This is a genomic window from Phenylobacterium sp. RIFCSPHIGHO2_01_FULL_69_31, from assembly GCF_001824475.1.
Taxonomy (GTDB): Bacteria; Pseudomonadota; Alphaproteobacteria; order Caulobacterales; family Caulobacteraceae; genus Phenylobacterium.
Window position 1 is genome coordinate 92,087 of record NZ_MHXN01000032.1, and the last position, 11,709, is coordinate 103,795.

The window sequence follows — 11,709 nt, forward strand, 5'->3', positions numbered from 1 at the left end:
CGAATCAGACGCGCGGCCTGATCGCCGCGCCAGTCAGGCTCGTTCGCTGAGAGTCTTGGGGGGCCGTTCGAGGCCGAAGATCCGGGACTGCGGCGAGCCCGCATCGGCAGGTATGAAGAGGGCTTCGGAGCGCGCCCGGGCAACCTCGACGACGAGCGGCGAAGTCAGGGCGGCGACCTGGGGGCCTTCCGAATGGTGGTGATGAGGGCCTGGCCCTTGGTCTTCATCGTCCGCGTCCGCGGAGCCGGTCGCGCTGGCCTGACCGTGCTCATGACTATGGTCGTGATCATGGTCAGCCGCGGCCAACTCCAGCAGGGGAGAAACATGGTCGATGGCCAGGGCGTGCTGAACGCCGTTGATCACCGCCTGCGCGCGTTCCACGACCACAAGCCCGCTCAGGATCATCAGCATGATGACCAGCGCGTGCCGCACGGACCTGAGGCGCAAGGATGCGAGCATGGAACTCCCGTCTTGCCGTCGTAGATCGCGCGACGGGGCGCCGCAAGAGCGTTTGCGGCGACTCCGGGCCTCGGCGCAGAGGGGTGCGCGATTCGGTCGGCCGAGCGCTAGAACGGGAAGAAGACGGGAATGGCCAGGACGGCGGCGGCCCAGGTGATCAGGTTGAGCGGCAGGCCGACGCGGACGAAATCCATGTAGCTGTAGCGCCCCATTTCGTAGACCAGGACGTTGGTCTGGTAGCCGAACGGGGTGGCGAAGGCGGCGCTGGCGGCGATCATCACGGCCACCAGGAAGGGCCGCGGGCTGACGCCGAGGCTCTCCGCCAGGGCCACCGCGACCGGGGTGATCAGCACCGCCACCGTCGCGTTCGAGAGCGCCTCCGTCAGGAACAGCGTCCCGCCATAGAGCAGGACCAGCGCCCAGAAGGGGCTGAGGTCGCGGGTAACGCCGATGAGGGCGTCCGTGGAGGCCGCCGCAAGCCCGGTCACGTCCAGCGCGATGCCGATCACGACCATGCCTGCGATCAGCAGCAGGATCTCGGGACGCATGCCGCTGTAGGCCTCTTCGGCGGTGATGATCCGGAGGAGGATGAGGACGACGGCGCCGGTGAAGGCGGCCGCTGCGATGGGGGCGAGGTTCGCCGCCGCGACGGCAACGACGCCGACGAAGACCGCGAGCGCCGCAAGCGCCTTGCGAGGCTGGAACGGCCGGTGACCCGCGAAGAGGCGCGGGTCGCCAACGGAGACGTCCGCGTGGCGCGCCTCGCTCGTCTTCAAGGCCGCCTCCATGGTCACGTCCTCGCCGCCGGGGTCCTGGCCCATGAGCCGGGCGCCGAACAGCAGCAGGTAGAGGCCGCCCACTGCAGCCACGGCCAGAGCCGGCCCGGTGATCTCGAAGAGGCCGAACGCGGGCTGCCCACCACTGCGGGCCATGTCGTTGACGAGCAGGTTGGTGGAGGTGCCGATGAGGGTGCAGCAGCCTCCAAGCACCGTCACGTACGACAGCGGCATGAGGAACCGCCGGGGCGAGGCGCCGATGGACCGCGAGACGTCGCGCACGACCGGCGCGGCAAGCACCACGATGGGCGTGTTGTTCAGGAACGCAGACGCGGCCCCGCAAAACACGATCATGATCCAGATTCCGGCCGCGCCGATCCGCGCGCAGAGACGGCCGCCCATCCGGATCATCAGGTCGAGAAGGCCCGAGATCTCCATCGCGTAGGCGATCACGAACAGGGACGCGAGGGCGATGATCGCCGGACTCGCGAACGCGCCCTGGACTTCCGCTGGCCGGAGGGTGCCGGTGGCCAGCAGCACCGCCGCGCCGGACAGGGCGACCACGTCCGCCCGCACCTTCCCCTGGATCAGGGCGGCGACCACCAGGAGCAGAACCGCTAGCGAGATGGCCTGGGGGAGCGTCATCGCACGATGGCGAGCTTCGACTTGAGAGCGGTCATGGCGAAACCCTGGGCTCGACTGCGCCGCCATCGTGCGGCCTTCGATACGTCTGCTACTATGGGCGCATGGCAGACAACAGACGTGGTGTTCGTGGCCGCCTCGGCCTTCTGGCCTTGCTGGCGATCATCGGCGTTGCGGGGTTGGCCCTTTGGGCGACCTGGTGGGCGCCATCGCGGCAGCCGCCCGCCGCGCCGGTCGCCGCGGCGCCCGACGCGCCGCCCCCCGTCACCGCCCTGCCCCCGGTGAAGACGACGCCGCCGCCCTTGAGCCGAACCGATCTCATTCTGGAAGCGGAGGCCAGAGCCGCCGCCTCGCCGGGAGCGCCGTCGGGCGGTCGGGACACGCTCGTCGACCGCCGCTTCAGCCTACGGATACCCTTTGGCTGCGAGGGGCCGCAGATCGGTAGCGGGAGAGCTCAGGCGCACTATGAGGTGGATGCCGAGCGGCGGACGCTCAAGCTTGTCGCCCGGCCGGTCGACCTTGCCCGCCACCCGCTGGTGACGCAGTCGCCCGAGGCCAAGACCATCGAGGCGCTCGAGACCTTCTGGGTTCCGCGCCCCTGGACGCGCACAGACACCTGCCCGCCGCGCCGGGACCGGCCCGCCTCCGCCACCCCCACGCCGCCCTCGCCCCCGACACTGGGACTGGCCACGATCTCCGAGGTGGGCGCCTCGCGGCTGCGACGGCGCGCCGAGCGCCCCTACGAACTCGTCCGCAAGGTGCCCGACGACGAACCGCTCCCGCTCTCCGCCTCTTACAGCCTTGTGCTGGAGGGCCGACTGGCCGCCTTCCCCACGGGCGGCGCCATCCGTTGCTGGAGCGAGTCCTCCGAACATCGGCCCGTCTGCGTCTATGCTGTGGCGCTCGATCGGGTCGCGTTCGAAACACCCGACGGCGAGCTGCTCGCCGAATGGCGGGATTAGGTTGTGGTCGGATACTTCGACGACTTTGGCGGCTGACGCACCGGGGAATGATTGTCTGGCGGTGGGATCACCGCGAGAGGGGCGGATGAGACACATCATCCCCGTGATACACTCGCCACGAGCAGCTATTACTTTGCCGCTGTGTCTTCGGCGCGCAGGGCCAACTCAAGCCGTAAATGACCGGGAGCGGCGGCGCCGCGGAACGTCAGGCCCTGACGACCGGAGTCCGGGCGTGCGGCTCGGAGCAGTTCGCCTTTAGGACCCGTTCGGCAGGCGGGGCCTGCCGAGGCGAACGGGCGATCGTACGCTGGTCCGCCGCCGAGGCGGCCGGCCGGGGCGCCTCGACCTTCGGCGTGTCGATGGTCACACCGAAATGCGAGAAGGCGGCCGCCGACGAATGCACGACGACCGCGGCCACCATTTCCGTCAATGTCGCCATGGGCCCACCCCCGCGATTCCGCCTACCGCTGCTATACGGCAGGTCCGCGGAAAACGGGAGCGGCCGGAACGTGAAATGTTTGTCATCTGGCGGCGACGTCCCGAGGCGCCAGGGTGACGACCACGGGATAGTGATCCGAGCCGAGACGGGGCCCCCGCTCGACACTGACCGTGGCCCAGCCGGGCCCGGCATAGACGTGATCGATGGGAAGATAAGGGAATGGCGCGGGCAACCGATTGTGGCTGATCTTGCCGGCAGGCCACGTGAACAGCGCACGCGTGCGGCGGATCAGTCCGAAGTCGCGGTCATCGCGGCGGCGTGCAAAGGACCAGGGCGTTGAGTTGAAGTCGCCGGCGATGATCATCCGCTCGCGGGGGTAGCGAGCGACCAGCTTCCGCAGGTCGACAGCTTGCGCCTCGCTCAGCGTTCTAAACACCGGCCAGAAGCAGTGCGCCCCGACCACCGTGAAGGCGCCCCACTCGCTTTCCACGTTCACCGCAAGCAGATAGCTGAAGTCGCGGCCAATGGGGACACCTGAAGCGCTGCTTAGGGGTTTACCCCGGGTCAGGATCGTCACCGGACAACCGACGCAGGTCCCATGGAGCTTTCCCATTGCGGACAAAGCCGCAGCGACCGCAGCACCTTCCTGCAGGACTACAACATCTGGATCTTGAGCAAAGATCCACGCTGCCGCCGCTTCCGGCGCGGCATTGCCGCCCCAAGCATTGAACTGGACCACCTTCAGGCGCTGCCCGCCTTCAGCTGGCGAACCGGCGCGGCCTTCCCGAAGGTACTCCGGAAAAAGGAGCGCCCCACTCGTCACAAGGCCGGCAACGGCGCAAAGGGCAAGTCCTAAGCGCAGCTCGCGCGTTGCGGCAAAGCACATCGGCAAGGCGACCAGCGCCATGGCAAGGTAGATCGGCGCGAAATGGGTCAGGATGTCGAGCCGCGTCGATACGCGGCCGCCATGCGCCAAAAGCGACAAGGCTGCCGAAGAAACACCCAACGCAGCGGCGCAGCTTGTCGCGACCAAAATCAAGATCGGCATCAAGCGATGCGCCACAGCGCCAAAGTCCGTGTCAAGACTACGCTTGGATCCAGCCATCTTGCCAGGCGGACCCAAGCGCCCGTTAAAGCATGAAGTCTGACCCCTGGAGACTGGTCGCGCCTACCCGCAGCATCATATCGGCGGCGCCATCTCCGTTTGTATCGAACATCACCGTCGCGTGCCCTTGGCTTACCTCGTAGCGCAGTTCGCCAGCCACCTTATGGAAGGCCGACGTACCGATGAAGATGAACTTCTGGTCATTGGCGAGGTTGACGTTCGCGTCGATCATGGAGACTGCGATCCTGTCCCCCTCCCCTGCGTTGAAGTCGACGATGAAATCCGGATTCATCGACAGATCACCTTGGCGGAAGAAGAATTGATCCGCGTCAGCGCCCCCAGACATCGTGTCGGCTCCGGTACCGCCTTCCAACGTATCGATGCCCGAGCCGCCAGCCAGGGTGTCCGCGTCGTCTCCGCCTAGCAATTTATCCGCGCCGGCGCCGCCCAGGAGGGTATCCTGGCCCGCCCCACCGTTGAGGTTGTCGTTTCCCGCACCGCCATCGATGCCGTCGTTCCCGTCCATCCCCTGTAGCAGATCTGCGCCACCAGCGCCGCGTATCTCGTTGTCGCCGCTCGTACCCGTGATACGGTTATCCAACTCGTTGCCTGCGCCATACGTGGCTCCGCCGGTCATACGAAGGCCCTCGATATTGTCAGCAAGCGAGAAGTCTATGCTTGCGACAACCAGATCGGTTCCACCGCCTGCGGCCTCCACCGCGACATCGAAGACCGAGCCTACGTAGAAGGTGTCGTCTCCCGCTCCGCCGATCAGGGTGTTGTGACCAAGGCCGCCACCGGTAAGAACATCGTTGCCGGCGCCACCGTCGATGATCATGTCGTGGAGGCCGTCAGCGCCGAGCCGGTCCCCCGCCGCTGTACCGGCGATTTTGACCAACTGGAGGCGCGCCAACTCCATCTGCTTCACGGCATCCAAGGCCGCCGCGTCCAGAACCGAAGTGGTCAGGTTGCTGGCGCTCAGGATCGTTGAGCTCGTAGCAGCGTCTCCAAAGGCCGCTGCGCCGGAAATCCTGCTGAAATCCATGCTATGGCTCGACAGCCAGTCCACCTGCGCAGCACGGCCACCGTCCGTTGGCGAAGCAATCGTCGCATTGTTGTCCTGCACAAGACCGGAGGTACCGTCCGTGAGGTAGTAGGTCGACGTGTTGTTCGAGAGGGTGACGTTGCTCGCACCGCCGGTGCTGATCCATGATCGTTGGTCGGGCAGGCCGACAACAACGTTGTTGTCGACGATGACGTTGTTGCCACCGCTCACTGCAATGCCGTTCGGCATTCCACCGACGACGAGGTTGCCACTCACAACGACACCCTCGTAGGGGAGGTTGCCAACCTGATCGCGGAAAAAGATGCCCTGGACCGCGGCCCCGGAGCCACGCACAATCACATTTCCAGTGACGGCAATGTCAGTGGCGGACGCCGAGGTGTTTCCAGTCCAGAACTGAATGGCATCAGGATGATCACCATCCACCGGATCAAAATTCGTAAAGTAGTTTCCACTGACGACTACGTGCGATGAACCGCCGCCTCGAACACCATCCGTTTGTATATCATGGAAGTAGTTATCCGAGACATTCAGTCCGTCGGTATTAAGATGCGCAACGCCGTGCCGTAATTGTTGGAATTCACTATTGGTCACCTCAACGTTCTTGCTGTCCCGGATCAGGAACGCAGCGACGTCATTTTGCGCGTTTCCGTCGAGCGAGCCATGCACGTTCAAGTTGTCGAAGCCGATATTGGCCGAGCCGCTGACCTGGAATGGATTGTCCACCGTGCCGCCGACGACGAACTCCAGGCTGTTGAATTCGAGCCCTTCGGAGCCTTTGACATTCAACCCCGTCAGCTTGGCGGGGTTGCCGGGATCGAGAGACGTTATCGTCACAGGCGCATCGAATTTCAGGCCTGACAGAACAAACGGCGAGTAGGTCCCCGGCGCCAACTGGATGACATCCCCGCTCTGCGCCGCCTTCAGAGCGCTGACCAAGCCCGCCGAATCCTTGACGATGATACTGACCACCTAACACCTCCAGAGAGTATTCCCATGGGTGCGAGGCGCGATCTCCGCCGCCAGCTCGTACCCCACCATTCACTCTGGAAGGTACGGCGTCGCGATTTCGGAATGGTTTATCTGGCTGGTTAACTTATCTACAGGTTATAGATTTGCTAACCATGCTCAAGGTTCACCGCAATTGATATTCATTGCCTCACCAGTTGTCGTATCTTCGGTATTCAGTTGATCGGCAGCTCCTAGACTGAAAGCACACCCTCATGCTGCAAGAGCCAGCGCTTGCGATGAAGGCCGCCGCCGTAGCCGGTCAGCGAGCCATTTGACCCGATCACCCGATGACAGGGCACGACCAGAGCTACCGGGTTGGAGCCGTTCGCCAACCCGACGGCGCGGACCGCCGTGGGCCGCCCGATCGTCTCGGCGAGCTGGGCGTAGCTCCAGGTCTGCCCTGCCGGGATTGTGCAGAGGGTCTCCCAGACCTTCTTCTGGAAGTCGGTGCCCCCGCCATCCCACCGGATGCCGTCGACGGCATCCGTCCGGCCCGCGAAGTAGGCCTCGAACCTCGGCCGAAGCGGCCCCTGCCCTTCGGCCAATGTGGCCTTGGGATACCGGCGCCCGATCCAGCTCCGCATCTGCGGCTCATAGTCCGTCCAGTTGAAGGCGCGCAGCACGCCGGCCTCGTCGGTGACCACCAGCGCCGTGCCGATGGGGGTGGGAATACGGTCGAGGGTGAGGGTTTCAGGCAGCCTGGCGGTCATCGATCTTAGTCCTTTTGGAGGCGGCGCCCTTGGCGGCCGCGAGGCCCGGGTCTGCGGCCCACAGGTGTTGGGCGGCATAGGCCCGCCACGGCCTCCAGGCCTCGCTGCGGGCGAGGAGCTGGTCGGCGGTGGGCCGGAGCCCCGCCTCGTCGGCCATCGCCCGCATCAGGCCGATGTCGGCCTGGGGGAAGGCGTCGGGCTCGCGGAGCTCCCGCAGGGCGATGTACTGCGCGGTCCATTCGCCGACGCCGGGCAGAGCCTTAAGCGCGGCGATCGCGCTTTCGAGGTCCGCGCGGGGCGTGAAGATCGCCGGGTCGGCCGCCACGGTCCGGGCCAGGGCCTCCAGCGCCGCGCCGCGGGCCTTCGGCATGCCGAGAGCCGCGATATCCTGGCCGACGAGCCGCCCCGGCGACGGAAAGACGCAGGTCAGACCCAGGTCCGCCGCGGCGGGGTCCTCGATCGGCTCGCCGTAGGCCGCCACCAGCTTGGCCGCGAGGCCGCGGGCGGCGCTCACCGTGATCTGCTGGCCCAGGATGGCGCGAACCGCCAGTTCGAACCCGTCCCAGGCCCCGGGCGCGCGCAGGCCCGGGCGGGCCGCCACCAAGGGGGCCAGCGCCGGATCCTGGCTCAGGTGAGCGCCGATCAGCGTGGGGTCGGCCGACAGGTCGAAGACCCGGCGCACGCGCGCGATCACGGCCGGCAGCGACTTGAGCTTCGGGAACCGGACCTCAGCCTGCAAGGCGCCGTCGCTGCGGGGCGTGACGATCACGACTCCGCAGGCGCCGTCGATGGCCAGGGTTCGGGCATAGCGCCCGGGCTCCACCCGCTCGATCCCCGGGATGGCGCGATCGGTGAGAAAGCGGATGATCGCGTCCCAGTCGTAGGGCGGCTTGTAGGGAAGGCGCACGAGGATGCCGTCGGCCGCGGGGGTCTCCGCCTGCTTCGAGCGGCGCAGCTCGCCGGGGGGGCGGCCGAACAGCTGCTGGAACGTCTCGTTGAACCGGCGCACGCTGCCGAAGCCCGACGCCAGCGCCACCTCGCCCATCGGCAGGCGGGTTTCCTGGATCAATTGCTTGGCGAGCAGGACGCGTCGCGTCTGCGTAACCGCCACGGGAGAGGCGCCCAGGTGCTGGCGGAACAGGCGCCGCAACTGGCGCTCGCCGACCCCCAGCCGGCCGGCCAGGGCGTCCACGTCGCCGGTGTCCATGGCGCCGCCCTCGATCAGGGCCAGGGCGCGCGAGACGGTGTTGGAGGTGCCGCGCCAGGCGCCGAGATCCGGGGACGCCTCCGGCCGGCAGCGCAGGCAGGGACGGTAACCCGCCTCCTGCGCGGCCGCCGCCGTCGGATAGAAGGTCATGTTCTGTGGCTTGGGCGTGCGCGCAGGGCAGATCGGCCGGCAGTAGATGCCGGTCGTCTTCACCGCGCCGAAGATCCGACCGTCGAACCGCGGGTCGCGGGTGACGAAGGCGCGGCGGCAGGCTTCGAAATCCATGTCCATGGCCGGAAGATGGGCGCGGGGCCCGCCGATGTCTCGCGGTTTTCGGACATAGATCGAAGGGGAGCCGAGGCTGCCGCCGGACGGCGCCGCCGCGGTTAACTCACCGCAATCGAATTGGGCTATGGAACGATCACCATGCGACAAAGCGTCAGCGTCATCGTCCCTCACTACAACGACCCGGCGGGCCTGGACGCCTGTCTGGCCGCGCTGACGTCACAGAGCGTGGCGCCCGACGAGATCGTCGTTGCCGACAACGACTCGCCTCAAGGTGAAGCGGAGATCGCCCGCGTTATCGATGGCCGAGCCCGCCTGGTCATCGTGACCGAGAAGGGCGCCGGTCCAGCGCGAAATGGCGCCGTCGCCGCCTGCACTGGGGAGGTGCTGGCCTTCACCGATTCAGACTGCCTGCCCGCGCCAGAATGGCTGGAACGTGGCCTGGCTGCGCTCGACGACGCCGACTTCGTCGGCGGCGGCATGCGGGTGTTGGTCGCAGACGAGGAAGACCTAACCGCAGCCGAGGCGTTCGAGCGCGTGTTCGCTTTCGACAACCGCATGTACGTCCTTCGCAAGCGCTTTACGGTAACGGCCAATCTCCTGTGCCCGCGGAGAGTCTTCGACGCGGTCGGCGGATTCCGGACAGGCGTATCCGAAGACCTCGACTGGTGCCTCCGCGCCCGCGACCTGGGGTACCGGATCCGCTACGCCCCCGACGCGGTCGTCGGACATCCGGCACGCCGCACTTGGCCGGAGCTCGTGCGGAAATGGCGGCGCTTGAACGAGGAAACCTTCGGCCTGACGTCAGCCAAACCCGGAGGGCGCCTTAAGTGGCTGATCCTGGCCCTGGCGATGCCGTTGTCCGCAGTGGCGCACTTGCCCAAAGTCCTGCTCAGTCCCGCTCTCTCAAAACCCGGCGACCGATTGAAGGCGAGCGTCATGTTGTTCCGCGCGCGGATTTGGCGCGGACTGGACTACATCCGGATCTTGATGAATGCGCGTTAGCGGGTCGCTTACGGCGTTGACTGCAGTATCGCAATCTCACCTGAGGAACACGCATGGGTCTGATGAGGTCGGCGCTCGAGAAGGTCAAGTTGAAGCTTCTGACGCGAAACGAGTACGAGAATCTCGAACTGCGGAAGTGGTTCTCCGAGAGCTTCGGAGTCGAGGTCGGCCTTTATTCCTATGGTTGCTTTGATCGCTGGCGGTTTCCCGCGCGCACGCGCATCGGGCGCTACTGCTCGTTCGCGAGGTCGGCCCGAGTGTTGGACTCCAACCATCCAATGGATGCGCTGACCACCCACCCCTACCTCTATGATCCAGCTCTCGGAGTCGTCTCCGAGAATCCGCTGGATCCGCCCTGGCTGATCATCGAGGACGACGTCTGGCTTTCGCACAACGTCACCGTCACTCCGGGCTGCAAGCACATCGGGCGCGGCGCGATCATCGGCGCGGGGGCCGTGGTGACGAAGGACGTGCCGGCCTATGCGATCATGGCGGGCATGCCAGCGAAGGTCGTCCGATATCGCTTCGATCCTGAGACTCAGGCGGCCCTCGAAGCCTCCCGCTGGTGGGAGCTCGACAAGGCGGAACTCGCGGAGCTCGTCCGCCGCGCGCCCGATGCGATCATGCATCCGATTGCCGCCAAACTGGCGCAGTTGGGATTGCCCCGGGCCTAGCCCAGCGCTGCCGCCAGCCGCTTGTCGCGGGCGATGGACACCGAGGCGGCCAGGTGGGCGACCACGGTCAGCACCACGAAGGGGATGACGCCGGCGTATCCGTAGGCGAGGGCCTGGTCGCCGTGCGCGGGTTCCATCTTGTCGGCGATCCAGCCCACGTAGACCGGCCCGACGCCCAGGCCCACGAGGTTCAGGACGAAGAGCAGGATGGCGCCGGTCATGGTGCGCTGCGCCGGGGCCACCGCGTTCTGGGCGACCGTCAGCGCCGGCGCGAGATAGGCCTGGTTCATCAGCATCGGCCCCAGCAGGAACAGCATGGCCAGCTCCCAGGTGGGCGCCCAGAGCATGCCGAACCAGAACGGGATCGACAGGGCGAAGGCGATGGCCGGCACCCAGGCGAACCAGCGGCGATCCTTGTGGCCCAGCCTGTCGACGAGCCAGCCGGACGCCACCGTGCCCACCACGCCGGTGGCGCCCAGCGCCAGAGCGTACCATGTGGCCACGTCGGCGGCCGACATGCCCTTCACGCCTTCGAGGAACTGCGGGTTCCAGACCAGGCCGGCGTAGCCGACGAAGGCCGACATGGCGCTGGACACAGCCGTCAGGACCAGGGTGCGGTTGGCGAAGAAGCTGCCGATCGCGCTCAGCAGCGGCGGGGCGGGAGGATGCTCCGCCGCGCCGTCCATGACCACGTCGAGGCCGCCCCGCTTCGGCTCGCGAACGAGCAGCAGCATCAGGACGGCCAGAACGATTCCCGGCGCTCCGACCACGAAGAACGCCGTACGCCAGCCATAGGCGAGCGCCAGCTTTCCGCCTGCGAAGGCCCCCAGCATCGATCCGATCGGCACGCCCAGCGAATAGATCGCGAGCGCCGTCCCGCGCCGCTCCGCCGGGAAATAGTCCGAGATCAGCGAGTAGGACGGGGGAGAGCCGCCGGCCTCACCGAAGCCGACGCCCATCCGGTAGAGGAGGATCTGCAGGAAGTTCTGCGCCGTGCCGCAGAGCGCGGTGAATAGGCTCCAGATCGCGCAGGCCGCCGCGATGATCCAGGTGCGGCTCATCCGATCGGCGAGGTAGGCCACACCGATGCCGCAGGTGGTGTAGAGGAGGGCGAAGGACGTCCCGCCCAGCAGCCCGAATTCCGTCTTGCTGAGATTGAGTTCGGCGGAGATCTGCTTGCCCAGGATCGACACGATCTGCCGGTCCAGGAAGTTGAGCGTGTAGACGATCGCCAGGAACCAGACGACGAAGTAGCTGTACCCTGGGGACGCCTTCGCCGGCGTCGAAGTCGCTGCGCTCATTTGAAAAACCGCCCCCAACCCTGGCCGCCCCGGCCGGCGTTCCGGCTCGAAAAACGGGTACGCGCTTCCA

10 protein-coding genes and 1 pseudogene are annotated in these 11,709 nt (G+C 66.6%); 3 read left to right on the top strand and 8 right to left on the bottom strand.

The genetic code is table 11. The annotated features are described in order from the left end of the window. Positions 1 to 33 precede the first annotated feature (33 nt). Together A2790_RS17100 and A2790_RS17105 are read right to left on the bottom strand one after the other, a co-directional pair. Positions 34 to 459, bottom strand: coding sequence for a hypothetical protein (locus tag A2790_RS17100; RefSeq protein WP_293393961.1), 426 nt, complete (start codon positions 457 to 459; stop codon positions 34 to 36). 107 nt (positions 460 to 566) lie between these two features. Beyond that, a complete protein-coding gene (locus A2790_RS17105) occupies positions 567 to 1,880 on the bottom strand; it encodes an SLC13 family permease (RefSeq protein ID WP_293393963.1) in 1,314 nt (437 codons plus the stop codon). Positions 1,881 to 1,981: 101 nt separating this feature from the next. Here A2790_RS17105 and A2790_RS17110 point away from each other — a divergent pair, with 101 nt between their 5' ends. Then, positions 1,982 to 2,839: a hypothetical protein gene (locus tag A2790_RS17110; protein ID WP_293393965.1), complete on the top strand. Its 858-nt coding sequence runs from the start codon at positions 1,982 to 1,984 to the stop codon at positions 2,837 to 2,839. A gap of 205 nt (positions 2,840 to 3,044) precedes the next feature. On the opposite strand, the gene A2790_RS17115 is transcribed toward A2790_RS17110, so the two are convergent. The 5 genes from A2790_RS17115 to A2790_RS17135 form a co-directional block, all read right to left on the bottom strand. After that, positions 3,045 to 3,278 carry a hypothetical protein gene (locus A2790_RS17115; RefSeq protein ID WP_293393967.1) on the bottom strand — a complete coding sequence of 78 codons (234 nt, stop codon included), beginning with the start codon at positions 3,276 to 3,278 and terminating at the stop codon, positions 3,045 to 3,047. A gap of 82 nt (positions 3,279 to 3,360) precedes the next feature. Continuing rightward, positions 3,361 to 4,326, bottom strand: coding sequence for an endonuclease/exonuclease/phosphatase family protein (locus A2790_RS17120; protein ID WP_293393968.1), 966 nt, complete (start codon positions 4,324 to 4,326; stop codon positions 3,361 to 3,363). Positions 4,327 to 4,408: 82 nt separating this feature from the next. Beyond that, entirely contained in the window at positions 4,409 to 6,418 is a 2,010-nt protein-coding gene (locus A2790_RS17125) for a right-handed parallel beta-helix repeat-containing protein (protein WP_293393970.1), read from the bottom strand. Between the two features lie 230 nt (positions 6,419 to 6,648). Further along, a complete protein-coding gene (locus A2790_RS17130; protein ID WP_293393972.1) occupies positions 6,649 to 7,167 on the bottom strand; it encodes a methylated-DNA--[protein]-cysteine S-methyltransferase in 519 nt (172 codons plus the stop codon). After that, positions 7,148 to 8,659, bottom strand: a complete 1,512-nt coding sequence (locus tag A2790_RS17135) for an AlkA N-terminal domain-containing protein (RefSeq protein WP_293393974.1) — start codon at positions 8,657 to 8,659, stop codon at positions 7,148 to 7,150. The genes A2790_RS17130 and A2790_RS17135 overlap by 20 nt, the downstream gene beginning before the upstream one ends. A 141-nt stretch (positions 8,660 to 8,800) precedes the next feature. On the opposite strand from A2790_RS17135, the gene A2790_RS17140 reads away from it, so the two are divergent. Both A2790_RS17140 and A2790_RS24455 read left to right on the top strand, forming a co-directional pair. Further along, on the top strand, positions 8,801 to 9,664 hold the full coding sequence (locus A2790_RS17140; protein ID WP_293393976.1) for a glycosyltransferase: 864 nt from the start codon (positions 8,801 to 8,803) through the stop codon (positions 9,662 to 9,664). A 422-nt stretch (positions 9,665 to 10,086) separates the two neighbouring features. Then, positions 10,087 to 10,191, top strand: a pseudogene (locus tag A2790_RS24455) (N-acetyltransferase); the annotation flags it as partial. A 143-nt stretch (positions 10,192 to 10,334) separates the two neighbouring features. On the opposite strand, the gene A2790_RS17150 reads toward A2790_RS24455, so the two are convergent. Beyond that, entirely contained in the window at positions 10,335 to 11,639 is a 1,305-nt protein-coding gene (locus A2790_RS17150) for an MFS transporter (RefSeq protein ID WP_293393980.1), read from the bottom strand. Positions 11,640 to 11,709: the final 70 nt, after the last annotated feature.